The sequence below is a fragment of the Brevibacterium sp. OS20 genome (assembly GCF_056837565.1).
In genome coordinates, this window is sequence record NZ_CM166367.1 from 2909882 (window position 1) to 2934197 (window position 24316).

Below are 24316 nucleotides of genomic sequence, written 5' to 3' on the forward strand. Positions count from 1 at the left end.
CGTGGTGGCAGCGCTGACCCGCTGTGACATCATGAGTCCATGAACGCCTCCGACCCCGCTGCTTCAGATTCTGCGTCCACCTCCGCGCCCGGGACTTCGTCCTCGAGCGCATCCGGCTCCACCGCTTCGGCCTCCGCACCCTCGGCACCGTCACCGCGGCTGCGGGCCGCTCTGGAGACCTTCCCGCCCTATGTTCCGGGCAAGCCTCCCCGCCAGGTCGAGGGCCTCGAGTCGTTCAAACTCTCCTCGAACGAGAACTTCCTGCCTCCCCTGCCGGCAGTGCTCGAAACCATGGTCGCTCACGCGACGAACCCCGCGCTCTACCCCGACGACGCGGCACTGGCGCTGCGCCAGGGACTGGCCGACCGCCTCGGTGTCGGACTGGATCAGCTCGTCGTCACCACCGGTGCCAGCGAACTGCTCGTCGCGCTGACCCAGATCACCTCGGACGCCACCACCGAGGCGATCTATCCGTGGCCGTCGTTCGAGATGTATCCGCAGACCACCGGGCTCGTCGGGTCCACCCGCCGCGAAGTGCCGCTGACGGCCGAGGGTCGCCACGACCTCGACGCGATGGCGGCGGCGATCACCGAAGACACCCGTCTCATCATCCTGTGCTCACCGAACAACCCGACCGGCCCGGTGCTGCGCGACGACGAGGTCCGCGCCTTCCTCGATAAGGTGCCTGACCACGTTCTCGTCGCCCTTGACGAAGCGTACTGGGAGTTCGCCACCGAACCCGGGCGAGCCGATGGACTCGGTCTTGTCCGCGACTATCCGAATCTCGTTCTGCTCCGCACCTTCTCCAAGGCACACGGACTCGCCGGGCTGCGTGTCGGCTACGCCGTCGCCCGTCCGCCGGTCATCGAAGGACTGCTCAAGGCCGTCATCCCCTTCGGCGTCACCGATCTCAGCCAGGCCGCCGCCCTCGAATCCCTCAATCATTGGGACGAAGTGCTCGAGCGGGCCGGCGAGATCGCACAGACCCGCGATGCCTTCGCAGCTGCACTGCGCGAACAGGGCTGGGAGGTGCCCGAAGCACAGGCGAACTATGTCTGGCTGCCGTTGGGTGAAAAGTCTGGTGCCTTCGAAGATGCCTGCGTCGAACAGGCCGTGGCGGTGCGCAACCTCGGGGCCGGTGTGCGCATCAGCATCGGCGAAGACGAAGCCCTGGCCCGGGTGCTTGAGATCGCCGAACGCTTCCGCATCGAACACTTCGAGGACTGAGCGGAGAGCACCGCCGCGCGGAACACCGTGCCGAGCGGTCGGTGAGAGGTGTGCCTAGAGTTCAGCGAGTTCGAGTGCCAACGACACGGCCTGCAGCGTTTCGGCACGGGAGAGGTCCCGGCCGAGCAGCTTCTCGATCTTCGCCAACCGCGCCCGCACCGTGTGCCGGTGCACTCCCAACTCGGCGGCGATGCGCTCGCGTGCCCCGGACGCGGCGATGAAGGCCCGGAGGGTCTCCAACAGCTCCTGACCGCCGCGGGCCCGAAAGAGTTCGCCGAGAATCCGATCGACGAATCGGTCGGCAGCCTCCTCATCGACCGCCGACAGCAGCGCCCTGACCTCGGAGGCCTCGGACTCGTGCTGGGTCCGCCACAGCATCCATGTGTGATGGAGCTGACCCAACGGCAGCCTCTTCTCCGCAAGCACGTCCAGGCCGGTGACCTCGGCGGCCCGCGTCACCAGCTCATCGAGTCCGCGTTCCTGCGCCCCGACCACCCCGAGCAGCGAACCGGTGCGAGTGAGCAGGCTCCGGCCGACGATATCGGCGATGAGGCGTTCGGCGGAGTCCCCACGGACACCGCCGAAGATGCGCATCCCCACCGTCGCCACCGGTGCCAACCCCGTCACCCGGGTCCACTCCCCACGTGCTTCGTCGTCACTGAGATCGGCGTCGAAGAGCAGCGCGCGACCGGAGGGAACGGGCAGATCCGCCAACGACATCGCCAACAGCGCCGAGGCGGTCGACAGCAGCAGGGCACGCGTCTTCGGAGATCCGGCTGCCTCGGCGGGGGTGAGGATCCACCCGAGCGGATGATCACCTCCGATCGGAACGGCCTCGACGATCCGCGAACCGGTGCGGATCAGGCGAGGCCCCGACGTCGGCTTCAATGACTCCTCGATGAGTGCCGAACGCACGTCTTCCTCGGCGTCGTCACCGCTCAACGCCCTGCCTGTCGGCGAGACGAACCGGACCGGAGCCTTCAGCGTCTCTGCCAGATCGGCCACAAGCGCCGCAGGCCCCTCCCCGGCCAATGCGGTTGCGAAACGGCGGGCGGCGCTGCTCGCCCGGGTCAGCTCTCGGTTGGTCTCGGCCTCACGCATCCGGGTGAAGGCATCGACGACGGCGACGAACGGAACCGGCTCGGGCACGCCGAACAGCGCCAGCCCCGCCTCCTGCGCGGCGGCGACGAGCTTCGGCGGAACCTGCTGCCACGGCAGGTCGGAGCCCAGCCCGATGCCGAGCGCATGCACGCCGACAGCTTTGAGGCGGCGCACATAGTCCCCGACCGTGTCCCCGCCGAGGTCCTGACCGACCCCGATCGTCAGCAGCACCTCACCGCCGGCAAGCCATTCGTCGACCTCCGGCAGCTCCGAGGAGTGCACGATCGTGACGTTCTGCTCCGCTGCGGTGGCCGAATCGACGATGACTTCGAGCGCGAGTTCTGCGCGTGACCAGATCTGTTCCAAGGTGACCATGCACCCGATTCTATCCATGATGGACAGTAGTGGTTTCAAATGCTCCCCTACGGATATCGGTGTTGTGTGACGCACGTCCTAGGCTGAGGGCATCACCTCCGGCCCGTTCGGGTCGGGTCAGCCGCTACGACGAAGGAGCAAGCCAGTGACGTCTCAGCCGCTCGGCCCAGCCGACTACAGCAAGACACCCCGCTACGCAGGACCCCCGACGTTCGGACTGCTGCCGCGCATCGACGAGGTCGAAGCCGAGCGTCCCGGCGAGAAGATCGACGTCAAGGTCATCGGCATTCCCTTCGACGCCGGCGTCAGCTACCGTCCCGGTGCCCGCTTCGGACCCGCTCACATCCGCCAGTCCTCGAAGCTGCTGCGCCCCTACAACCAGGCCACGAACGTCCACCCGTTCACCTGGCAGCAGGTCGCCGACTGCGGTGACCTCGGCGTCAATCCCTTTGACATCGAAGAGGCCATCACCACCGTCGAGGCCAACGCCGACGCCATGCGCGCCGACGGGGCCAAGCTGCTCACCCTCGGCGGGGATCACACCCTGGCCTTGCCGAACCTGCGCTCGCTGCACAAGACGCATGGCAAGATCGCCGTGCTCCACTTCGATGCGCACCTGGACACCTGGGACACCTACTTCGGTGCGCCCTACACCCACGGCACTCCCTTCCGCCGCGCCAGCGAAGAGGGCCTCATCGACATGACCGCTTCGATGCACATCGGCATCCGCGGTCCCCTCTATGGGAAGAAGGACCTCGAGGATGATGAGGTGCTCGGCTTCCAGATCATCCGCAGCGACGAATACCAGTTCACCTCCGTCCAGGACGTCGTCGCCCGGATGCGGGGTCGCCTCGGCGACGCTCCGGTCTACCTGTCCGTCGACATCGACGTCCTCGATCCGGCGGCCGCACCCGGCACCGGCACCCCCGAGGCAGGTGGAATGACCAGCCGTGAGCTGCTCAACTCGATCCGCGGGCTCCAGGGACTCAATGTCGTCGGCGCCGAGATCGTCGAAGTCGCCCCCGCCTACGACCATGCCGAAGTCACCGGACTCGCCGCCGCTCATGTCGGCTACGAGGTCCTGTCCCTCTGGGCGGCGGAGAACAACGGAGTCACCGCTCCCTCCGGGCCCGCCGGCGATGCTCTCGGAGTCTGAATGAGCACCGAACAGAACGTCCGCAACGGCGGTCGCGCGGTCGTGGCGACCCTGGCCGCCCACGGTGTCGACACGATCTTCGGCATCCCCGGCACCCACAATCTCGAGTTCTACCGGCATCTGCCGGAGTTCGGGATCCGCGCCGTGACTCCCCGCCACGAGCAGGGGGCAGGCTACGGTGCCGACGGGTACTTCCTCGTCTCGGGCAAGCCCGGGGTCGTCATCACGACCTCGGGGCCGGGGCTGACGAACGTCATCACCGCCGCCGCGACCGCCTATGCCGAGTCCCGACCGATGCTCATCCTCTCCCCCGGTGTGCCCACCGGGTTCGAGCGCGCCGACGTCGGCATGCTGCACGAGACGAAGGACTCCTCCGGTGCGGTGGGCCACCTCCTCGTGTCCTCCCAGCGCACCCGCACTGCCGAAGGTGCAGCCCAGGCCGTCGCCGAGGCGTTCGCCATGTTCGACTCGGCCCGTCCCGGACCCGTGCATATCGAGGTTCCCCTCGACGTGCTCGAGGGCGCGTGGAACGGCAGCGTTCCGGTCCCGTTCGCAGGTCGCCGTCCCGGACTCGATGATCATGTGGTGTCCCGTGCCGCCGAGGCGATCCGTGCGGCGAAGCGTCCGCTGATCATCGCCGGCGGCGGTGCCAGGGGCGCCCACGCCGAGGTGGCTCGTCTCATCGAGGGCCTCGACGCTCCCCTGGCGACGACGGCCAACGGCAAGGGCATCGTGTCCGAGACGCATCCTCTGTCGTTGGGTTCGAATGTGCGCTTCCCCAGCGTGCAGGCCGAATCCGCGGCGGCAGATGTGCTCATCGTGCTCGGCTCCGAATTGGCCGACTCCGACCTGTGGGGCGGGGTCATCGGTGCGCAGACGAGCATCGGTGTGCGTGATGAGTCTGCCGGACAGACCGTCATCCGCTGCGATATCGACCCCGACCAGCTGAACAAGAACCTGCCCGGGGACATCCTCGCCTGCGCGGACACTGGCGAGTTCCTCACCGCGCTCATGAGCGCACTCGGAATCGGAAACGACAGTGCCGCCTCGGCCAGCGCCGCCTCGGCGAAAGATGACGGAACGGAATCGTCCGAACGACACGGATCGGCCGCCTCGGCGAAGGAATCCGGGGCCGATCGGGTCGCCCGGATCCGAGAGACCTGGGCCACCGATTTCGACTTCGAGGCGATCGGCGCCCGAGTCACCCGGCTCGTCGAAGAAGGTGCGGGATCGACCGTCGTCATCTCCGGTGACTCCTCGCAGGTCACTTATGACGGCACGGTGCACGCGCTGACGGCGAGCACGCCCGATCAGCTGCTCTACATGCCGGGATTCGCCACTTTGGGCTACGGCATTCCCGCCGCCCTCGGAGCGAAGGTCGCCGATCCTGCACGACCGGTCGTGTGTATCCTCGGCGATGGTGCGGCCATGTTCTCCATCCAGGAGCTCATGACCGCTGCCGAGCTGGGGCTGGGCATCCCCTTCGTCGTCGTCGACAACGGCGGATATGCGGAGATCGAGGGTCAGATGGTCGACCGCGACATCGAACCCTTCGCTGTCAGACTCGCCCGTCCGGACTTCGCGAAACTCGGCGAGTCCATGGGCGGGGCCGGGGTGACGATCGCCGAAGCGGACATCGATTCCGCTCTGCCGCAAGCCATCGCCGAGGCGCTCGATCGCACCGTTCCCACCGCCATTCACATCACCGTCGGTCACTGAGCCGATCCAACAGAAAGGGTCGCTGTGGACTCTTTGGTAGTCATCATCTATCTCGCCGCCATGGTGGGATTCGGAGTCTGGGGCCGCTTCAAGGCCCATAACCAGGAGGACTTCCTGGTCGCAGGGCGCCGCCTCGGCGGACTGCTGTACACCGGCACGATGTCGGCCGTCGTCCTCGGCGGCGCGTCGACGATCGGCGGAGTCGGCCTCGGCTACACGGCTGGGCTGTCGGGAATGTGGCTCGTCTTCGCGATCGGCTTGGGCATCATCGCGCTCTCGCTGTTCTTTGCTCCGAAGATTCAGAAGCTCGAGATCTACACGGTCTCGCAGATGCTCGAACTCCGCTACGGCAAGGGCTCCCGCTTCGTCTCCGGAGCGATCATGACCGCCTACGGTCTGATGATCTCGACGACGTCGACAGTCGCCTACGCCACGGTCTTCCATGCCCTGTTCGATCTCAACAAGGTGTGGTCGGTGCTCATCGGCGGCGGCATCGTCATCCTCTATTCGATGCTCGGCGGCATGTGGTCGATCACGCTGACGGACTTCGTGCAGTTCTTCATCCAGACGATCGGCATCTTCCTCATCATGCTGCCCATCGTGCTTTCGAAGTCCGGAGGCATCTCCGAGCTGTTCTCCTCGCTGCCCGAATCGCACACCTCACCGGTGGGCATCGGCTGGGAGGCAATCCTCGGCTACATCCTCATCTACACCCTCGGACTGCTCATCGGCCAGGACATCTGGCAGCGCGTGTTCACCGCCCGCAGCCCGGGTGTGGCCAGGTGGGGCGGCTTCTCCGCCGGCGTCTACTGCCTGCTCTACGCTGTCGCCGGTGCGCTCATCGGCATGGCCGCGACGAAGATCGTGCCCGGCATCGAAGTCCAGGACGATGTGTTCGTCGCCGTCGTCGATGCCTCGATGTCTCCGGTGCTCGCCGGAATCGTGCTCGCTGCGGCCCTGGCCGCGATGATGTCGACGGCCTCGGGCTCGCTCATGGCCGCCTCGACCGTCTGCCGTCAGGACATCGTCGAACCGATCCTCGCCCGCAAGGACATCGTTCCTGAACGCGGCGACGGCGACGGTGCGGGAGCCGGCTCGGGTGCGAAGTCGACGCTCGTGCGATCGCTGGTGCGCGAGACCGGAGATGAGATCCGCGACTCGCGCATCTACCTCATCGTGCTCGGCGTCGTCACGCTGGTGCTCGCGATGATCATGCCCAGCGTCGTCGAGGCGCTCACCGTGGCCTACAACCTGCTGGTGGCCGGTCTGTTCATCCCGATCCTCGGCGGTCTCGTGTTCAAGCGCGGAACGATCGTCGGCGTCATGGCCGGCATGATCCTCGGCGCCGTGACCACCGTGGTCGTCATGATCGTGGCGGGCATCTACGCCAACGAGGCCATCTACCTGGGCCTCATCGCCTCGCTGGTCGGCTACCTCGTCGGGTCCTTCGCGTCGAAGCCGACCTCGCCCGAGGTCATGGCCGCCTGGAAGGAACGCATCACCCGCTAATTGCTACCTGACGGCGGCCCAGCAACCTCGCGCGAGGTTGCTGGGCCGCCGTCAGGTAGTTCTAGGACCTCGCTCGACTTGGTGTCTCAGACCACAGTCACTTATATTCGAAGAGTCAGGCTGAGCCGCCCGCGGCAGCCCCCGGGAATGGGTGCCCAGGGCGAGGACACATCAGCCGGTGCTCGAAAAAGGAGCACGAAGCCGCAAACCGCGCGTGTGAGACATATATGGATCCCTCATTTCCATATCTCATTCGCGAAAGGCCTGCCATGGCTCATACCTCCGCGCACGTCGCGCACACCCTTGCCGCCCACATCGACGAGGTCTTCGGCCTCATGGGCAACGGCAATGCCTACTTCCTCGACGCCCTGCTGCGTAACACCTCGGCAACCTACACCGCCGTCCGCCACGAGGCCGGAGCCGTCGTCGCCGCCGACGCCCACTTCCGCACCTCCGGGCGGATCGCCGCGGCCACCACCACGTATGGTGCCGGGTTCACGAATACGCTCACCGCCCTCGCCGAGGCGGCACAAGCCCGGGTTCCCCTCGTCCTCGTCGTCGGGGATGAGCCCACGTCCGGTCCCCGCCCATGGGACGTCGACCAGATCGCCATGGCCTCCGCCGTGGGTGTGCGCACCTACACCGTCGGTCGGGTCGATGCCGCCGCAGCTACCGTGACCGCCATCGAGCATGCGCTGACCTACCGAATGCCCGTCGTCCTGGCCATTCCCTACGATGTGGCGACTCTGGACCTCGGTGAGATCCCGGCTGTGCCCGGCCCCAGTCGTCCCTCGCCGATGGCACCGACCGGCGAATTCGCACATGCGGCTCTTGATCGCCTTGCCGCCGATCTGTCTGGAGCGAAACGTCCCCTGCTGCTCGCCGGCCGCGGTGCCTGGTTGGCCGGAGCCGAGTCCGAACTCGGTGAACTCGTGGACATCACGGGAGCACTCACCGTGACGACCGCGCTGGGACGCAACATCTTCCCGGCTGCCGAACACGATTTGGGAGTCGCCGGCGGATTCGGTGCCCCGGCCGCGATGGAGCGCGTCCGCGAGGCCGATGTGGCCGTGGTCTTCGGAGCCTCGCTCAATCAGTTCACCATGCGTTTCGGAGACCTCTTCCATCCCTCGACGGCGGTATGGCAGATCGACACCGACGACCGCGCCACGAACGCCCGAGTCGGAGGCTTCATCCGCGCCGATGCGAAACTCACCGCCGCCGAACTCATCGCGCGCCTGGCGGCGACCGGCGCAGGCAGTGCTGGGGGTTCGGACAGTGCCGACGAACGCTGGCACGATTCCGTCGACACCGCTGCCGACCGTGCCTACGTCGTCGGGTCGGAGCTCGCCGACGATGGTCGGCTCGATCCGCGTGCGGCGGCGAACCGCCTCGGCGAGGTTCTGCCCGAGGATCGGGTCGTCGTCTCCGACGGCGGACATTTCATCGCCTGGGCGAACATGTTCTGGGAGCCCAGTGCACCCGATCGGCTGGCGATGGTCGGCACCGCCTTCCAATCGATCGGACTCGGTTGGCACAGCGTCGCCGGGGCCGCCCGCGCAAACCCGGACTCGACGATCGTGCTCACCACCGGTGACGGCGGCGGAGCCATGGCACTGTCCGACCTCGACACCGCGATCCGGGTGGCCGGCGGTCGCGGTCTGGCCGTGGTCTTCAATGACGCGGCCTACGGTGCCGAGGTCAACCTGTACGGGCTCAAGGGGTTGGAGAAGTCGCCCATGCTCATCGACGAGATCGATTTCGCGGCCCTCGCGACGGCCGCCGGTGGGCACGGGGTCGCCGTCCGCACCCTGAGCGATCTCGCCGTGGTTGAGGAGTGGAAGTCCCGCCCAGTGGACGAACGGCCTTTCCTGCTCCTCGACCTGCGGATCTCCGGCGAGATCATCGCACCGTACCAAGAAGAGGTCATCCGCGTGAACTCGTGAAGGCGCCCGGCCGGTTGCGCAGCTGGTGGCGGCCCTGGTTCAGACACTGGTCTTGCTGTGCCGACCGGCCCCAGGTGACGAGGCGCCACAGCTTCTCCAGCGGGCCCTGTCCGAAACAGCGCAGCCACAGAGTTGAGACGACGACCTGAACGATGATGATCGCGGCGCAGATGACGAGTCCGGCGACGTATCCGCCGCGGTCCTCGAACCGGGCGAGATCGGGCGCTGCCAGCCGAACGGCGACAAGGATGACAGTGGCGCCGACGTAATTGCTCAGCGCCATCCGACCCAGCGGTGCGAATACGGACTTCAGGACCGCCTCGGCGGGGGTGCGCAGGAGCAGCAGGATGGCGAGGATATAGGTCAGGGCCATACACAGGCCCAGGCCGGCATTGATCCACTGGTCGACGTGACGGGTCGTATAGTCCGTCACGGAGAAGCCGACGACCGTCACGATCAGTGCGAGACCACCGGCGATCGCGACTCGTCCCGGGCGGTTGAGGACGGAACGGAGGAAATCGCTGCCGCCGATGGCGAAGCCGAGCAGGAAGAGTCCGGGGATGACGGCCATTCCGCCTCCGGTGGCCACTCCGGCGATGAGCAGAACGACGCCCAGGATCGCAGTGACGACGTTCCGCCACCGGTCGGCGATCCACGTGGCCGGCAGCAGGAAGACGATCCCGGCGAGCGCATATGGAAGCAGCGCCTCGCCGGGTTGGAGGAGCTGATGGAGCCCACCGAGAATGCCGAGGAAGGCGAACCGGCGCAGCAGAGCCAGGCGCGGTCGGTGGCTGCGGTTCCGGGCGGACAGCCACATGAGTCCGAACCCGATTCCGAAGAGGAACGAGAAGATCGGGAAGAAGCGGTTCTGCACGAAGTCTTCGTAGAAACGGTAGAAGTCGAGGCCCCCACCCTCGACGCCGAGGCCGAAGATCGGCGGCAGGTTGACCAGCAGGATCCCGCACAGGGCGAACCCGCGGATGACGTCGAGTGCGGCGATGCGGGGTCGAGATCGGATATCTGCGGGCCGCGCGGTGTCGGCGAGCCTCGCCGAGTCGGCAGGGCTCACGTTGTCGGCAGGGCGTGTGGTGTCGGATTGAGGTCGTGTCATGGCTTCTATCCTTCCCGGATCGATGACCTGGCACATCGGCCGTGCGACCGAGAATCGACGAACGGGGTCGGCCATTCGGCTGATCCCGGCACGACTGGCGGGGTGAGGTGGGCGCAACGGTTGGGGCGGTTGGGGCCGGTGAGGCGACTGCAGCGTGGGAGAAGAGTCCGCGCTCCTCAGCCGTTGGAGTTCATGGCCCCGGATTCCCACATCCGGGCGGCGATCTCGACGCGGTTACGGGCATCGAGTCTGGCCTGGATGCTGCCCAGGTGGGTCTTCACGGTGCCGAGTGAGATGAAGAGCTCGGCGCAGATCTCCTGGTTCGTCCGTCCCACGGCGACGAGCTTTGCGATCTCGGTCTCCCGATCGCTGAGGCTGTCGATGCGCGCGGTCTCCGACCGGGGTGCGGCGGTGCGCCGTCGGAGCAGGTCGAGAGTGAGCGAGGGGGAGATGAGCGCATCGCCGTTCGCCGCCGCTCGGACTCCGGCGAGCAGGAGGTCGGCTCCGGCGTCCTTGAGCAGGAATCCGCTGGCTCCCCCGGCGAGAGCCGCATCGACATAGTCATCATCGTCGAAGGTGGTGACCATGATGACCTGCGAATACGGAGTCAGTCGCGGAAGCGCAGCCAAACCGTCGAGGCGCGGCATGCGAATGTCGAGCAGCACCACATCGGGCTGTTCGCGTTTGACAAGAGCGATCGCGTCGACGCCGTCGGCGGCTTGCCCGGTGACGCGGATATCGGCTTCGGCGTCAAGGATGAGTGAGAATCCCATCCGCACCATCTCCTGATCGTCGATGACAGCGACGGTGATCATCGGCTCTCCCCTGTTCGGTGGTCGTTCACTGGATTGAGCGGCAGCCGCGCGACCACGCTCCATCCTCCCCCGGGTTCGGATCCCGCCTCGATCCTCCCACCGAGGTGGCTCACCCTCACGCGCAGACTGTTCAGTCCCGTGCCGCTACCGGCACCGACCCCACCGGAACCGGGTTCGTTGGTCACGGTCATGGTCAGGGTGCCGAGAACGTCGGGCCCGGCGAGGTTTTCGGCTGAGTCAGTCGGGGTGGCGGGCTCGATCATGACGGTGACCGTCACCGGAACATCGGCGCCGGCGTGACGGCGCACGTTCGTCAGGGATTCGACGAGGACACGGTCGAGGACGGGCCAGACCGGGGCGGCCACCTCGGTGGGGGTGTCGATTGTGATCGTCGCGGACTTGCCGAACGCCGCGACCCGGTCACGCAGAGCCTGCGGGCCCGAAGCGATCGGGGTGCGGGAAGCGGTCTCCGCGCCAGAATCGGACACCGTTCCCGCAGCGGTGACGGGTGAGGCATCGGTTCGCGTGTCGCTGCGGGCGTCGGAGACGAGGCGGCGGATCTCCTCGAGCGCGCGGGTCCCCGAATCTTCGATCTTCGCCAGGGCCGTTGTTCTCAGGTCCGGGCTGTCGCTGCGCCCGGCGGCTTGGGCGAGCACGACGATTCCGGTCACCTCGTGGGCGATGAGGTCGTGGAGTTCGGTGGCGATGCGACGTCGTTCCGCCTCGGTGGCGGTGGCCTGTCGTTCGATCAGGGTACGGTCATTCGATCGCAGCATCAGACCGATCGCGATCGCGGCGATGATCAGGGCGAACACCATGAGTGCGAAGGTCGCACCGTCGGCCATGACCAGGGGACAGACGATGTTCGCGACTGCGAGAACGACAATGGAGGCGATGCTCATCCGGCCCGAGGATGCGCGCGTGAGCATCGCCAGCACCGTCAGGCTCAGCCACAGAGTCGTCAGACTCAGTGTGGCGGCGACGGCGGCCAGGGCGAGGCCACCGAGCAGTCCGAGGACGGCCCACTCCAGCCGTGCAGACCGTCCCGGACGCAACTGGGCTCGAATGAGGATGGGCAGGCCGACGGCCACGGCGATGACGTTGCCGAGGATCAGTGACCAGCCGCTGCCGATGAACAGTTCCAGGGCGAAGGTCAGCGGGACCGGGATCAGCCACAGCCAGGTGAGGAGTCGTCTCATTTGCTCACAGTCTAGTCAACGCCGGATGCCAGGTTCTGGTTTCTCGGGTTCGGCATTGTCGTGCGCTGCGCTGACCGTATCAGCGGCAGTCGGTGTCAGCGTATTCGACCTCGACAACCACGCCATCGTCTCCCGCGGACACGTTCCGCACTTCGGCCGCCTGCGGCAGGGCGCGGTCGGTGAGGAAACGCTCGTCGGCGAGGACATCGAGCCGGTTGCCTTCCGCCCGGGCGGAGAAGGTCACCCTCTTGCCGTCGATGGTGGCCACCTCGGTGTAGGAGTCATCGGGATTCTTCACCGGCCGGACCTGGCCTGACGGGTAGTCGAAGGTGATGAAGCGGGTGAGCCGGTCGGCGTGGCCGTCGACGAGGCGGTGGACGAGGACCTGATCCTTGTTCGTTCCCTTCGCTGGGTCGAGATCGACGTAGCTGAGGTCTGCGGTGTGCTGTGCAGCGTAGAGGAGGTAGGGGCGACCGTGGACGTCGATCGTGTCGGGTGTGATCGCGCAGCCGTCCAGGTAGTCGGCGACGTCGGCTTCGAGTGCGACTTTCGCACGGTTCTCAGCCACAATGAGTCCGCCGATGAGGGCGATGAGGATGATGACGATGGTGCCGAGGGCGATGAGTGCCTTCTTCATGAGTGTGGAGCGTCCTTATCGGATCGGAGTGAGCAGTCACTGTGCTGGGCCGGGGTTTCACAGCCGGCGCGTGGCTGCTGTCTGACACCCTCGATCCTTCCCGTTTCGGGGAGGCCGAGCCTCGGCCGAATGGCTGATCGTGATCGGCCGAGTGGTCGGAACTCCCGGGTCTCGCAAGGGCGTCGCGAAGAGAGTGCCCAGACAACGGTATGGCGGTCGTCTCTGGGGAGGTCGTCGCCGTGGCAGATCAGTCGTCCGCGGATCGCGCCGCGCGGTTGGCCGTCGTCCAGACTCTGACAAAGAGGCCGAGGATGAGCAGCCACCCCGAGACTGCGAGAACGGCTCCGACTGCCTTCGGCCAGGCGAATTTCTCAACGCTCAACAGTGCAATCGAGAACCCGACGGCGATGATGCTGATGATGATGAGCACGGGAATCGCCGCACGGTGGCCAGCTTTCCAAGAAGCCTCGGACCGCAGCGTCAGCGCCGACCGGATTCCGATTGCACGATTGCGGGGCAGACGGTCGCCGCGGATGACCAACACGAGAACGACGCAGACAACGGCGAGGAGCAGATAGCCGATCAGCGGCGGATAGAACATCGTTGCCGGTCCCCTCTCTGAACTCGGATCCACCGTATCTCATCGGGGCTGAACCCAGCCGCTCTCCAAAGGACAGATGGGAACGGCCCTGTCCGGCCGCCTCGGCGATGGTGTTCACCGGTGTCGATGTGGTGAAACTGCAGGTCTGGGGATATCCGGACAGCGAAAAGCCCCGGATCCTTGCGGAATCCGGGGCTTAGACACGTGGAGATGGCGGGAATCGAACCCGCGTCCGTCGGCAGATTGTCAGGACTTCTCCGGGCGCAGTTCGTGAATTAGTGTCTTAGGTTCTGGCTATCGCACGAACACGTAAGCCAACGAACGGAGTTGAGTGAAAGTCCCTCAGGCACCCCCAACATGTGCCTGAAGCAGTGGCCTCTTAAGCGACGCCAGGATCTAGAGCAGAGGCAACTCTAGGCTGACGGATTCGCAGCTCGCGCTCTATCAGGCAGCGAGGGCGAAATCGGTGCGGTTGTTAGACTTAGCACCTATTGTTTTGCAGAGGACATTAACGAGATGACTCTGCATTCTCGGCCCGCTTCTCCCGACGCAGTGTCCAACGTCGAAACCGATCATCCCCATATTCTGTTACCAATCCTGATCAGCTGTTTCATCCGCCGAGGCGGCTGCTGGCGCCGATCAGATACTCCAGCATACTCGTACAACGCAGACCGAGCCAATTGCATTCCCTGAACTCCGCGAATACGTGACCGGACGCGCTCGGATGCGCTCGGACCGCCTCGGCGACGGAGCCGAGAGACGGTGGAGATGGCGGGAATCGAACCCGCCGTCGACCAACCCTTACAGGTACTGCTTGGACTTCATGGCGCGTTCGGCTTCGCGTTTGTCCTGCGCTTCGCGCAGTGCCTGTCGCTTATCCCATTCGCGCTTGCCGCGGGCCAGGGCGATCTCGACCTTGACGCGTGAGCCGTCGAAGTACAGCTCCAGCGGGACCAGGGTCCGGCCGGATTCCTTGACTTTCTGCGAGATCTTGAGGATCTCCTCGCGGTGAAGCAGCAGCTTACGACGGCGGCGGGCCGAGTGATTCGTCCACGTCCCCTGCAGGTATTCGGGAATGTAGACGTTCTCCAGCCAGGCCTCATTCTGGAAGATGAGGGCAAAGCCGTCGGTGAGCGAGGCTCGGCCTTCGCGCAGCGATTTCACCTCGGTGCCGGTGAGTACGAGTCCGGCCTCCCACGTGTCTTCGATGTGGTAGTCGTGGCGCGCCTTGCGGTTCCTCGCAATGACTTTCTTGCCTGTGTCCTTCGGCATGACCGGCCTCCTCTCTGCTCCCGATAACCTGTGCACGCGTTTGCGGGCACAGCCATCAATTCTATCCCATCGCCGCCCTTCCGCACGCCCGTCCCCTCCCAGAACTACCTGACGGCGGCCCAGCCACCTCGCGCGAGGTGGCTGGGCCGCCGTCAGGTAGCAATTAGAAGATGAAGGGTTTGGGATCGACGTAGCCGCCGTTCTCCATGATCTCGAAGTGCAGGTGGCAGCCGGTCGACGCTCCCGTCGTACCGGAGTACGAGATGATGTCGCCCTTCTTGACCCTCTGCCCGTCATGGACCTTGAGCTTCGTGTTGTGGTTGTACGTCGACGCGATCGATTTGCCCTTGATCTTGCCGTGGGAGATGACGACACGGTTGCCATAACCGCCGGTCCAGCCGGAGGTGACGACGATTCCGTCGCCGGCCGAGCGGATCGGGGTTCCGCAGGGAACGCCGAAGTCCATTCCGGTGTGCAGCTTCCGTGCACCGGTGATCGGGTGGACCCGGTATCCGAACGGAGACGTCGTCGGGTATCCCTTGGCCGGGTTGGCCAGGACTCCGTCGCCGAAGACGAACTTGCCCTTCTTCTCCTGCTCTTTCTCCCATTCCCGGACCTTCTCGGCCAACCGGTCCTGCTCGGCCTTCTCATCGGCCAGCTGCTTCTCGGTCTTGTCCTTGTTGTCGGAGATCGTCTTCTCCGCATCGTCCTTCGCGGAGATGAGGTCGTTGAGACTGTCGGCCTTCTTCTTCGCATCGACCTGCGCGGCCTCTTTGGCCAGCACCGCCTCGGCGGCTTCGTCCTTGAGGTCGGAGATCTTCTCGGTCACGCCCGAGAGCCGCTCTTCGTTGTTCTTGTTCAGCGCCCGCTGTTCGGAGAGTTTGTCGATCGTGCGCTGCTGAGACCGCACCGCCGAGTCGACGCGACCGATGCCGCCGTCGGCGCTCGTACCCTCGGCCATCTGCAGCAGCATAGCCAGATCGGACGTGATGCCCGAGTTCTGGTAGGCCTGTCGTCCGATGCGCGCCGCCGAGGTCTTGTGCTTGTCGATCTCCTCCGTGCCGGATTCGATCGTGTCCTTGAGATCCTTCTGCGCGTTCTCCGCCGAGGTCAGGCGCGCGGCCATGTCCTCATCCTTCTCGATCGCCTCAGCAAGCGCATCGTCGGCGGCCTTCGATTCGGCTTCGGCATCCGGCAGCTTCTCCTGCGCCGCATCGCGTTCGGCGATGACGCGGGCGAGGTCCTCATCGAGACCTTCGAACTCCTGCTGGAGCTCCTTGACGCGTTCGTCGACCTCGCTCTTGTCGTCGCGAGGATCGGCCACCACCGAGGTGACCGGCATGACCACTGCCAGCGCAGCTGCCGTGAGGACGAGTCCGAGTCTGCGTCTCATCTCAGACCTTCGTGTACTTGTTCAGCGTGATCAGCGACGACGCTCCGGCCATGAGCACGCCGATGATGATGAGCACGGGGGTGATGAGGAGGACATCCCATCCGGAGATGAGGCTGAATCCCGTGGCCTGCGACTGCAGCCAACCGCTGACTCCGAAGTGGACGAGCAGTCCCAGGGCACCGGCGGACAGCGTCGCACCGACGGCCGAGGCGATGACGCCCTCGAGCAGGAACGGCATCTGGATGAAGGTATTCGACGCACCGACGAGCCTCATGATGCCGGTCTCCCGGCGTCTCGAGAACGCGGAGAGTCGAATGGTGGTGGCGATGAGCAGCATCGCGCACAGCAGCATGATGCCGGCGATCGCGATCGCCACGATGGTCGCGATATTGAGCACCCCGAACAGGCGGTCGAGCAGCTGATTCTGGTCGACGACCTCTTCCACCCCGGGAGTCGACGAGAACGTCTCCTTGATGATGTCGTATTTCTCGGCGTCCTTGAGTTTGACCCGGAAGGACTCGTTCATCTCGTCCTTGGGCACTGTGCCTTCGAGGCTGGTGCCCTTGAACTGCTCCTGGAAGTGCTCGTAGGCCTCGGCCTTGTCCTCGAAATAGACCTTGTCGACATAGGGGGCCAGATCGGAGCTTTCGAGTTCTGCCCGGATCTGATCCTTCTGGTCGCCCGTGACTTCACCGTCGACGCAGTTCGTCGCCTCCGAATCCGGCGGGCACAGGAATACGGAGACCTGCACGCGGTCGTACCAGAAGTCCTTCATCTGCCCGACCTGCATCTGCAGCAGGATCGCGGCACCGACGAAGAGCAGGGACACGAAGGTCACGAGCACGACGGAGATGACCATGGAGAAGTTCCGGCGCAGACCCGACCATACTTCGGAGAGGATGAAACCGGCCCTCATGAGGCGACTCCGTAGGTGCCTTCTTCGACGTCGCGGACGATTTCGCCTTCGCGCAGTTCGATGACTCTCCGGCGCATCCGGTTGACGATCTCTCCGTCGTGGGTGGCCATGAGCACCGTGGTGCCGTTGCGGTTGATCTTCTCGAGAACGTTCATGATGTCAGCGCTCGTCGCCGGGTCGAGGTTGCCCGTCGGCTCGTCGGCGAGCAGGATTCCGGGTTTGTTGACCACGGCGCGGGCGATGGCCACACGCTGCTGCTCGCCGCCGGAGAGCTCACTGGGGTACCGCTTCTCCTTGCCGGCCAGGCCCACGGTCTCAAGGACGTCGGGGACGAGGGTCGACATGGCCGCGCGGGACTTTCCGATCACCTGAAGGGCGAAGGCGACATTGGCGAACACGGTCTTGTTCGGCAGCAGGCGGAAGTCCTGGAACACGGTTCCGATCCCCCGCCGCAGGTAGGGCACCTTCCAGCTGGGCATCTTCACCACGGATTTTCCGGCAATGTGGATGCGACCGGAGCTGGGGACCTCTTCACGCAGGATGAGTCGGATGACCGTGGACTTTCCCGAGCCGGACGCCCCGACGAGGAACACGAATTCCCCGCGGTCAGCCTCGAAGGAGATGTCATCGAGTGCTTTGCGGGAACGCGTGTCGTAGGACTTCGAAACGGAGTCGAATCTGATCAAGTCGGTCTTCAATCATGTTGCGGGTGGCTCGGCCGATTCCACTGTACGTAACAGTTCCGTGATGTTCGCGGAGGCGGCCGGGCGTGTGTTGCGATCTGATGAAGTTCACAGTCGCCTCGGTGATGGTCGAAACCTCGCCGAGGCGGCCGACCCTCAGTCGGCCATCGACCGAGTGAGACGGTTCGCTACCGTTGCCCGAGGAATCAGGACCGTTGCCCGAAGAATCAGGATCCGGCCTCGGCCTCTTCGGCCATCTCCTGTTCCTTGCGCCAGCGAATGCCGGCCTCGATGAGTCCGTCGAGGTCACCGTCGAAGACGGCCGAGGGGTTGTTGACCTCGTAGCCGGTGCGCAGGTCCTTGACCATCTGGTACGGATGGGTGACGTAGGAGCGCATCTGATCACCCCAGCTGGCCTTGATATCGCCGGCCAGCTCCTTCTTCTGCGCGGCCTCTTCCTGGCGCTTGAGGTCGAGCAGTCGCGACTGGAGGACACGCATCGCGGCCTCACGGTTCTGGATCTGGGACTTCTCGTTCTGCATGCTCACGACCACACCGGTGGGGATGTGGGTGATGCGCACGGCCGAGTCAGTCGTGTTCACCGACTGCCCGCCGGGGCCCGAGGACCGGTAGACGTCGATGCGCAGATCGTTCTCGTCGATCTCGACATGGTCGGTCGATTCGATGAGCGGGACCACCTCGACGGCGGCAAAGGAGGTCTGGCGGCGGCCCTGGTTGTCGAAGGGGCTGATGCGCACGAGACGGTGAGTGCCGGCTTCGACCGACAACGTGCCGTAGGCGTAGGGCGCGTCGATCTGGATGGTCGCAGACTTGATGCCCGCACCTTCGGCATAGGAGGTGTCGAGCTCCTGGACCTTGTATCCGCGGTTCTCCGCCCACCGGACGTACATGCGGGTGAGCATCTGCGCCCAGTCGGTCGCGTCGTCGCCGCCGGCACCCGACCGCACGGTCACGACGGCGGAGCGCTCGTCGTATTCGTGGCTGAGCAGGGTCGAGATCTCGAGTTCGGCCAGCTGATCGCGCAGCTTTCTGATGTCGCGGTCGGCTTCTTCGAGCGAGTCCGAGTCGCCTTCATCCTGGGACATCTCGACGAGCAGCTCAGCGTCGTCGATCCGCTCACCGAACTTCTCGAGCTTCTCCAGGGTGCCCTGCTTGTGCGAGAGCTTGGCCGAGGTCTTCTGCGCCGAATCAGGGTCGTCCCAGAACGTCGGCGACGACGCCTGCTCCGTGAGTTCGGCAACCTCGTCGCGCAGGTTGTCCAGATCGGACACGTCGAGAATCGCTTTGTACGTCTGGCGGAGGTTGGCGATTTCAGAAGAGTAATCAGTGGAGGCCATAATGATCCGATTCTAGTGCATGCCCTCCCCCGAGCATGAAACGGCGCCGAGGCGGTCGACCGTTGAGATGTCGAGGGCTGATCGGTCGAGGCAAGCCCCGATCAGTCGCCCCGGCCCCAAAAAGCGCCGCCGGCGGGAGATCTGATTCATCCCGCCGGCGGCGCGGCTCACGTCGCTTCATACGAAGACTGGTGAGGAAAATATAGACCGAAACCCACCCTTGCGCAAGACGAAAACGCCCCGCAATGACAATCGTGAAACTACACCGTGAGCATTTGCAGAACTCATTCCCAGTTATCCACAGATTTCGGAATTCACTAGATTCTTCATTCGACTACAGATAGGTTAAACAGCAAATCACGCTGTCAATAGAATGATCAGGCAAGGGTTCAGAGTGGAAGCCACCGAAGTCATCACCAGCGAGGTTCACAAGCGGATCAGAGATCTCGATGTGGATCCCCGCGCCGATATTCAGCGCTCTCGCGAGCTCATTCGCACCGTCATCGCCGAATACGACGAACGCAGCCTCGTCGCCGATCTCCCCGTGCTCGAGGATAAAGAGGCGACGTTTCGGCACATCGATAATCAGCTCTCGGGTTTCGGTGCCCTGCAGGATTATTTCGATGATCCGCACGTCGAAGAGATCTGGGTCAACTCCCCGAGCGAGGTCTTCATCGCCGTCGACGGAATCCACCAGCTGACGACGACGAAGCTGAGTTCGGGCGAACTCGATGACCTCATCGAGCGGATGCTGCGCACCTCGGGCCGTCGCGTCGATCTCTCCCAGCCGTTTGTCGACGCCATTCTGCCCGACGGGTCCCGGCTGCATGTCGTGCTGCCCGATATCACTCGCACCCACCCGGCCGTGAATATCCGCAAGTTCATCGCCCGGCCGCGCAACCTCGCCAACCTCGTCGCTCACGGCTCACTGACTCCTGGGGCCGCCGAGTTCCTCGACGCGGCCGTGACGTGCGGTGCCAATATCCTCGTCTCCGGGGCTACTCAGGCCGGCAAAACCACTATGCTCAACGCCTTGGCCGGCTCGATACCGGCCCGCGAACGCACGATCTCCTGCGAAGAGGTCTTCGAACTCAATCTGCCCAGCCGCGACTGGGTTCCCATGCAGTGCCGCCAGCCGTCACTGGAAGGAACCGGCGAAGTCACCCTCCGCGCCCTGGTCAAAGAGGCGCTGCGCATGCGACCGACGCGCATCATCGTCGGCGAGGTCCGAGAAGCCGAAAGCCTGGACCTCCTGGTCGCGCTGAATTCCGGGTTGCCCGGGATGGGCACAATCCACGCGAACTCTGCTCGGGCGGCGATCACGAAGATCTGCACTCTGCCCCTTCTGGCCGGGGCGAACATCTCCTCGGCGTTCGTCGTGCCCACCGTCGCAGTCAGCCTCGATGTCGTCGTCCACCTGCGCAGGGATCCGTCCGGAGTGCGTCGAATCGATGAGATCTGCGCGGTGCCAGGCGGAGTCGAAGGCGACGTCGTCGAACTCGACACGATCTTCCATTCGCCACGAGGACAGCTCGTTCGCGGTCAGGGATTCGGCCACCTCGGCGAGCGATTTGCGGCCATCGGCCGCGATCTTCACGCCATTCTGGAGGCAGCGTGAGCTATTCCCAGTCCGCTCTGCTCATCGGTGCCTGCCTCGGGGCAGGACTGTTCCTCATCTGGATGTCACTGTGGCGGCGACCACAGAACAAGAGGACTCAGTCGCGGTGGGTGCGCGAGCTCGATGACATGCTCACCGGGGCCGGATTCCCCAGGCTGCGGCCGGCCCACCTGCTGCTCATCTCCGTCGCAGCGTTCTGTGTCGTTGCGGTCGTCGCGACAGTGCTCACCGGATCGTGGGCGATCGCGCTGTGCTTCGGTCTGTTCGCCTCCTGGCTGCCGCATCGGGCGCTGCAGCATCGGGCGCGGAGCCGACAGGTGATGCGGCGGGAGCTGTGGCCAGAGACTCTCGACCATCTCAATTCCGGTGTCCGTGCGGGTCTGTCCCTGCCTGAAGCACTGAGCTCTCTGGCTCATCGCGGGCCCGAACCGCTGCGACCGCTGTTCGAAGTCTTCGCCGAGGAATATCGGGCCAGCGGTTCGTTCGCATTGGCGTTGGAGCGCTTTCGGCAAGTCAGCGCCGACCCGGTGGCCGACCGCATCGTCGTCGCGCTCAGCGTCACCAGGCAGGTCGGCGGCAGCGATCTGGGCACCATGCTCCGAGCCTTGGCTCAGTTCGTCCGCGACGATGCCCGCACCCGCAACGAGCTCTCCGCCCGGCAGCAATGGACGGTCAATGGTGCCCGACTGGCCGTCGCCGCACCGTGGGTGGTGCTCGCATTCCTCTCCACGCGACCCGAAACGGCCGTGGCGTACAACTCGCGGACCGGGCTGATCCTCCTGGCGGCGGGCTTCGTCGTCTCTCTGCTGGCGTATCAGGCGATGAAGCGCATCGGTCGGCTCCCCTCCGAACCCAGAGTCATCGAAGGGTCCTCACTCAGCGCCGCCCACCGACGTTTCGCGGGCAGCCCCGGCGCGAATGGCGGAATCTCGGCCGACGACAAAGACGCTGCGGACCGGCGGGCGGCATGAGTCCCCTCGGCGAGCCCCTGTCGATCCTGGCCCTCGGGCTCTTCAACGGCTTCGCCCTGTGTGTCTTCGTTCTCTCCCTCCCGCCGCTGCGCAGACCGACTCTGTCGTCGCGGATCGCACCCTATCTGCGGGATCAGGAATCCCTGGTCGACATCTACGCTCCGCCGACCCCTCGCACCGAAGGGTTCTGGGGACTGGTGAAGTCCTGGCTGATCGGTTCGACCCTGTGGGTGACGTCGCGCATCACCACGGATGCGACTCTGCGGCTGCGCATCGACCGCCTCGGCGGCAATGCCACGATCGAACGCTTCCGCATCAGCCAGGTGCTGAGCATCCTCGTCGGGATGATCGTCGCCGGCGGTCTGGCCGGTGCACTGTCGGCGCAGCGCGGCTTCTCCCCCATCGTCACCGTCGTCCTCGTCATCAGCGGCGGCATCGCCGGGCACGTCTTCAATGATTGGCGACTCAGCCAAGCCATCGCCCGCCACGAATCCCGTGTGCTCGCCGAATTCCCGACCGTCGCCGAGCTCCTCGCACTGTCCATCACCGCCGGTGAGGGGATCGTGGAGGCTCTCGAACGCGTGTGCCGCACCTGCTCCGGCGACCTCATCGACGAACTCCGCGCAGCCCTGGCCGCCACTCGCACTGGGACACCGTTGGTCGATGCGCTCGATGGGATGGCTACGCGCATCGCCATCCCCGAGATCGTCCAGTTCGTCGACGGCCTCGCCGTGTCGATGACCCGCGGCACCCCGCTGGCCGAGGTGCTCCGATCCCAAGCCGCTGACGTGCGCGAACAGTCCCGACGACGGCTGCTGGAACTGTCCGGTCGCAAAGAGATCGGGATGCTCGTTCCGGTTGTCGTCTTCGTGCTTCCCGTCACCGTGATCTTCGCCGTCTTCCCGTCTCTGACCGTCCTCGACCTCAGTCCGTAGCGACCACACCCCGCACCACCGACCACGCCCGCTCCCACAGCCAGTCCCGCACTACCGACCACGCGGATCGAACCCTCGACCTCGCCGATGAAGGAGACACGATGTTCCGCCAGTTCACCTACCGCCTCGTCCCGTTCATGCTCGGGCTCATCCCGGGTCCTCCTCCGCGAGGTGGAACCACTTTCACCGAGGTGGCCGAGACCGGCATCGACTCAAACCTCACCGCCGATGTCGACCGTCCCGATCGCGGGGACGTTCCCGGCTGGGTCCTCATCACCCTGATGACTGCGGGGTTAGTGGTCGCATTGTGGGCTCTGGCCGGCGAGGCCTTCACCTCGATGTTCCAAGACGCGATGAACAAGGTCCGCGGGGCCGGGTGACCCAGCTGTGACCAGTGGCGACGAGACACTACCGGGAAGTCGGAGGAGGGTTGCCTCGATGACGGAGGCAGGCGAGCACAGCGATTCGGGATCCGCCGTCGCCGAGTTCGCCCTCATCGCCTCGCTGCTGGCCCTCATCCTGGCCGGCGCCCTGCAGATCGGTCTCGTCATTCACGTCCGCAACACTGTCATCGACTCCGCCATCGCAGGGGCGAGGCAGGCGAGCCTGGCCGATCAGACTCCGCGCGACGGGCAGAAGCTCACCCGCGACCTCATCCGAGTGTCCGTGGGCGAGCGCTATGCCCAGAAGGTCACAGTCTCGACGTCACAGCGCGGTGCCGTCGAGATCGTCGAGGTGAGGGTGACGACCCCGCTGCCCGTCCTCGGGCTGTGGGGACCCGCCGAGGTCTGGGACCTGCGCGGACGATCCATCGTCGAGGACGTCGACCGTGACTGAACCCGCGTTCGTCCAGGGAGTCGCGACCGACGACGCAGACGAAGGAACGGCGGTCATCGAGTTCATCTTCGCCTCCATCGTCCTGCTCATCCCGGTCATCTACCTCATGCTCACCCTCTCCCAGCTGCAGGCGGCCAGCTATGCGACCACCTCGGCGGCGATGTCGGCCTCACGTATCGCCGCCCGCGACGCGAACCCCTCGGAGGCTCGCGCCCATGCCGTCGCGAAAATGCATTTCGCGGACTTCGGGCTGCGTGATGCGCCGACTTCCATCACCTACTCGTGTGCCGGACCCTGTGGACAGGCCGGCTCTCTCATCACCGCTCGAGTCGAGACGAAAGTGTCACTGCCCGGGTTCCCGCTCCTCTTCGGCTCCGACCGGTCTCCACACATCACATTGCGCGCAAACCACACCGACGTCGTCGCCACAGGACATCAGTGATATGCCGACCGCGGGAGAGAACCGCTGTGAACGGGGACGCGAATCGCAGATCGGCCGCGAATCGGATCATGATTCGGATGCCGGGTCGATCACGCCGCTGGCCATCGGCTTCGTCGTCATCGCCTTGCTGCTGGCCTTCCTCATCGCCGCCCTGACCGACCTGCACATGGCCCGCCGAGAGCTGCAGGGGCTGGCCGATTCTGCGGCGCTGGCGGCCTCGGACTCGTTCGAACCGGCTCCCGGTGACGATCCCGGTCTCGTGTTCTCACCTCCGGCGGCCAAACGCGCCGCCGGACGGTACCTCAACGCGGTGCCGACTCCGAAGGACATGGGCAATCTGCGGTTGAGCGCCGACGCCGATGGAACGCATTCGGTGCGCATCCGCATCGAAGCCCGCTACTCGCCGGCGCTGCTCTCGCCGTTCGTCCCCGGCCTCATCGACCTCCACGCCACCGCTTATGCCCGGGGTGCCCTGCGCCTCGACTGATCAACCCG

Annotated in this window: 23 protein-coding genes and 1 other RNA gene; 12 read left to right on the forward strand and 12 right to left on the reverse strand. The window is 65.3% G+C overall.

Going from position 1 to position 24316, the window contains the following annotated elements; genetic code table 11:
• Positions 1-39 precede the first annotated feature (39 nt).
• Complete coding sequence (locus ACVZTU_RS13055; RefSeq protein WP_482400535.1) at positions 40-1227, forward strand: histidinol-phosphate transaminase; 1188 nt, start codon at positions 40-42, stop codon at positions 1225-1227.
• 54 nt (positions 1228-1281) lie between these two features.
• Here the strand turns inward: ACVZTU_RS13055 and ACVZTU_RS13060 are convergent, their stop codons facing one another.
• Positions 1282-2703: a PucR family transcriptional regulator gene (locus ACVZTU_RS13060; RefSeq protein WP_482400536.1), complete on the reverse strand. Its 1422-nt coding sequence runs from the start codon at positions 2701-2703 to the stop codon at positions 1282-1284.
• Positions 2704-2848: 145 nt separating this feature from the next.
• Here ACVZTU_RS13060 and speB point away from each other — a divergent pair, with 145 nt between their 5' ends.
• The 4 genes from speB (at position 2849) to ACVZTU_RS13080 (ending at position 9033) form a co-directional block, all read left to right on the forward strand.
• On the forward strand, positions 2849-3859 hold the full coding sequence (speB, locus tag ACVZTU_RS13065; protein ID WP_139908563.1) for an agmatinase: 1011 nt from the start codon (positions 2849-2851) through the stop codon (positions 3857-3859).
• Positions 3860-5578 (forward strand): thiamine pyrophosphate-binding protein, encoded by a 1719-nt coding sequence (locus ACVZTU_RS13070; protein ID WP_482400537.1) that lies wholly within the window; start codon positions 3860-3862, stop codon positions 5576-5578.
• 24 nt (positions 5579-5602) lie between these two features.
• Positions 5603-7087 carry a sodium:solute symporter family protein gene (locus tag ACVZTU_RS13075; protein ID WP_482400538.1) on the forward strand — a complete coding sequence of 495 codons (1485 nt, stop codon included), beginning with the start codon at positions 5603-5605 and terminating at the stop codon, positions 7085-7087.
• A 269-nt stretch (positions 7088-7356) separates the two neighbouring features.
• Positions 7357-9033 carry a thiamine pyrophosphate-binding protein gene (locus ACVZTU_RS13080; protein WP_482400539.1) on the forward strand — a complete coding sequence of 559 codons (1677 nt, stop codon included), beginning with the start codon at positions 7357-7359 and terminating at the stop codon, positions 9031-9033.
• Here the strand turns inward: ACVZTU_RS13080 and ACVZTU_RS13085 are convergent.
• The 11 genes from ACVZTU_RS13085 to prfB all read right to left on the reverse strand — a co-directional run bounded on the left by ACVZTU_RS13085 (position 9014) and on the right by prfB (position 19018).
• Positions 9014-10144 (reverse strand): DUF418 domain-containing protein, encoded by a 1131-nt coding sequence (locus ACVZTU_RS13085; protein ID WP_139470375.1) that lies wholly within the window; start codon positions 10142-10144, stop codon positions 9014-9016. The two genes, ACVZTU_RS13080 and ACVZTU_RS13085, sit on opposite strands and share 20 nt — an antisense overlap.
• Positions 10145-10320: 176 nt before the next feature.
• Complete coding sequence (locus ACVZTU_RS13090) at positions 10321-10959, reverse strand: response regulator (RefSeq protein WP_482400540.1); 639 nt, start codon at positions 10957-10959, stop codon at positions 10321-10323.
• A complete protein-coding gene (locus tag ACVZTU_RS13095; RefSeq protein WP_139470377.1) occupies positions 10956-12158 on the reverse strand; it encodes a sensor histidine kinase in 1203 nt (400 codons plus the stop codon). Before ACVZTU_RS13095 ends, ACVZTU_RS13090 begins: the two co-directional genes overlap by 4 nt.
• A gap of 79 nt (positions 12159-12237) precedes the next feature.
• The gene (locus ACVZTU_RS13100) at positions 12238-12795 is read right to left on the reverse strand and encodes a hypothetical protein (RefSeq protein WP_139470378.1); all 558 of its coding nucleotides are present in this window, start codon (positions 12793-12795) and stop codon (positions 12238-12240) included.
• 247 nt (positions 12796-13042) lie between these two features.
• Positions 13043-13429, reverse strand: coding sequence for an SdpI family protein (locus tag ACVZTU_RS13105; protein WP_139470379.1), 387 nt, complete (start codon positions 13427-13429; stop codon positions 13043-13045).
• Between the two features lie 169 nt (positions 13430-13598).
• Positions 13599-13976, reverse strand: a transfer-messenger RNA (tmRNA) gene (gene ssrA, locus ACVZTU_RS13110).
• Positions 13977-14197: 221 nt separating this feature from the next.
• The gene (gene smpB, locus ACVZTU_RS13115) at positions 14198-14668 is read right to left on the reverse strand and encodes an SsrA-binding protein SmpB (RefSeq protein WP_101547462.1); all 471 of its coding nucleotides are present in this window, start codon (positions 14666-14668) and stop codon (positions 14198-14200) included.
• 163 nt (positions 14669-14831) lie between these two features.
• Positions 14832-16061, reverse strand: coding sequence for a M23 family metallopeptidase (locus ACVZTU_RS13120; protein ID WP_181272332.1), 1230 nt, complete (start codon positions 16059-16061; stop codon positions 14832-14834).
• A 1-nt stretch (position 16062) separates the two neighbouring features.
• Positions 16063-16977: a permease-like cell division protein FtsX gene (gene ftsX / locus ACVZTU_RS13125; RefSeq protein ID WP_139908578.1), complete on the reverse strand. Its 915-nt coding sequence runs from the start codon at positions 16975-16977 to the stop codon at positions 16063-16065.
• Positions 16974-17663: a cell division ATP-binding protein FtsE gene (gene ftsE / locus ACVZTU_RS13130; RefSeq protein WP_139908579.1), complete on the reverse strand. Its 690-nt coding sequence runs from the start codon at positions 17661-17663 to the stop codon at positions 16974-16976. Before ftsE ends, ftsX begins: the two co-directional genes overlap by 4 nt.
• 224 nt (positions 17664-17887) lie before the next feature.
• Complete coding sequence (gene prfB, locus ACVZTU_RS13135) at positions 17888-19018, reverse strand: peptide chain release factor 2 (protein WP_482400541.1); 1131 nt, start codon at positions 19016-19018, stop codon at positions 17888-17890.
• 394 nt (positions 19019-19412) lie between these two features.
• On the opposite strand from prfB, the gene ACVZTU_RS13140 reads away from it, so the two are divergent.
• From ACVZTU_RS13140 to ACVZTU_RS13170, 7 genes are all read left to right on the forward strand, one after another.
• Positions 19413-20636 (forward strand): TadA family conjugal transfer-associated ATPase, encoded by a 1224-nt coding sequence (locus ACVZTU_RS13140; protein WP_172170906.1) that lies wholly within the window; start codon positions 19413-19415, stop codon positions 20634-20636.
• Positions 20633-21607, forward strand: coding sequence for a type II secretion system F family protein (locus ACVZTU_RS13145; protein WP_482400542.1), 975 nt, complete (start codon positions 20633-20635; stop codon positions 21605-21607). The genes ACVZTU_RS13140 and ACVZTU_RS13145 overlap by 4 nt, the downstream gene beginning before the upstream one ends.
• Complete coding sequence (locus ACVZTU_RS13150; RefSeq protein WP_482400543.1) at positions 21604-22542, forward strand: type II secretion system F family protein; 939 nt, start codon at positions 21604-21606, stop codon at positions 22540-22542. Before ACVZTU_RS13145 ends, ACVZTU_RS13150 begins: the two co-directional genes overlap by 4 nt.
• A 137-nt stretch (positions 22543-22679) precedes the next feature.
• Complete coding sequence (locus ACVZTU_RS13155; protein ID WP_482401756.1) at positions 22680-22922, forward strand: hypothetical protein; 243 nt, start codon at positions 22680-22682, stop codon at positions 22920-22922.
• 58 nt (positions 22923-22980) lie between these two features.
• The gene (locus ACVZTU_RS13160; protein WP_172170900.1) at positions 22981-23379 is read left to right on the forward strand and encodes a TadE/TadG family type IV pilus assembly protein; all 399 of its coding nucleotides are present in this window, start codon (positions 22981-22983) and stop codon (positions 23377-23379) included.
• Positions 23372-23821, forward strand: a complete 450-nt coding sequence (locus ACVZTU_RS13165) for a hypothetical protein (protein ID WP_446657101.1) — start codon at positions 23372-23374, stop codon at positions 23819-23821. Before ACVZTU_RS13160 ends, ACVZTU_RS13165 begins: the two co-directional genes overlap by 8 nt.
• A 1-nt stretch (position 23822) precedes the next feature.
• Positions 23823-24308, forward strand: coding sequence for a pilus assembly protein TadG-related protein (locus tag ACVZTU_RS13170; protein ID WP_482400544.1), 486 nt, complete (start codon positions 23823-23825; stop codon positions 24306-24308).
• Positions 24309-24316: the final 8 nt, after the last annotated feature.

Bases quoted from the DNA above. Each gene is read 5' to 3' on its own strand.
- ACVZTU_RS13170 (WP_482400544.1), top strand. From the start codon at position 23,823: ATGCCGACCGCGGGAGAGAACCGCTGTGAACGGGGACGCGAATCGCAG.
- ftsX (WP_139908578.1), bottom strand. From the start codon at position 16,977: ATGAGGGCCGGTTTCATCCTCTCCGAAGTATGGTCGGGTCTGCGCCGG.
- ACVZTU_RS13150 (WP_482400543.1), top strand. From the start codon at position 21,604: ATGAGTCCCCTCGGCGAGCCCCTGTCGATCCTGGCCCTCGGGCTCTTC.
- ACVZTU_RS13120 (WP_181272332.1), bottom strand. From the start codon at position 16,061: ATGAGACGCAGACTCGGACTCGTCCTCACGGCAGCTGCGCTGGCAGTG.
- ACVZTU_RS13155 (WP_482401756.1), top strand. From the start codon at position 22,680: ATGCTCGGGCTCATCCCGGGTCCTCCTCCGCGAGGTGGAACCACTTTC.
- ACVZTU_RS13055 (WP_482400535.1), top strand. From the start codon at position 40: ATGAACGCCTCCGACCCCGCTGCTTCAGATTCTGCGTCCACCTCCGCG.
- prfB (WP_482400541.1), bottom strand. From the start codon at position 19,018: ATGGCCTCCACTGATTACTCTTCTGAAATCGCCAACCTCCGCCAGACG.
- ACVZTU_RS13100 (WP_139470378.1), bottom strand. From the start codon at position 12,795: ATGAAGAAGGCACTCATCGCCCTCGGCACCATCGTCATCATCCTCATC.
- ACVZTU_RS13090 (WP_482400540.1), bottom strand. From the start codon at position 10,959: ATGATCACCGTCGCTGTCATCGACGATCAGGAGATGGTGCGGATGGGA.
- ACVZTU_RS13080 (WP_482400539.1), top strand. From the start codon at position 7,357: ATGGCTCATACCTCCGCGCACGTCGCGCACACCCTTGCCGCCCACATC.
- ACVZTU_RS13060 (WP_482400536.1), bottom strand. From the start codon at position 2,703: ATGGTCACCTTGGAACAGATCTGGTCACGCGCAGAACTCGCGCTCGAA.
- ACVZTU_RS13160 (WP_172170900.1), top strand. From the start codon at position 22,981: ATGACGGAGGCAGGCGAGCACAGCGATTCGGGATCCGCCGTCGCCGAG.
- ACVZTU_RS13070 (WP_482400537.1), top strand. From the start codon at position 3,860: ATGAGCACCGAACAGAACGTCCGCAACGGCGGTCGCGCGGTCGTGGCG.
- ACVZTU_RS13085 (WP_139470375.1), bottom strand. From the start codon at position 10,144: ATGACACGACCTCAATCCGACACCACACGCCCTGCCGACAACGTGAGC.
- smpB (WP_101547462.1), bottom strand. From the start codon at position 14,668: ATGCCGAAGGACACAGGCAAGAAAGTCATTGCGAGGAACCGCAAGGCG.
- ACVZTU_RS13095 (WP_139470377.1), bottom strand. From the start codon at position 12,158: ATGAGACGACTCCTCACCTGGCTGTGGCTGATCCCGGTCCCGCTGACC.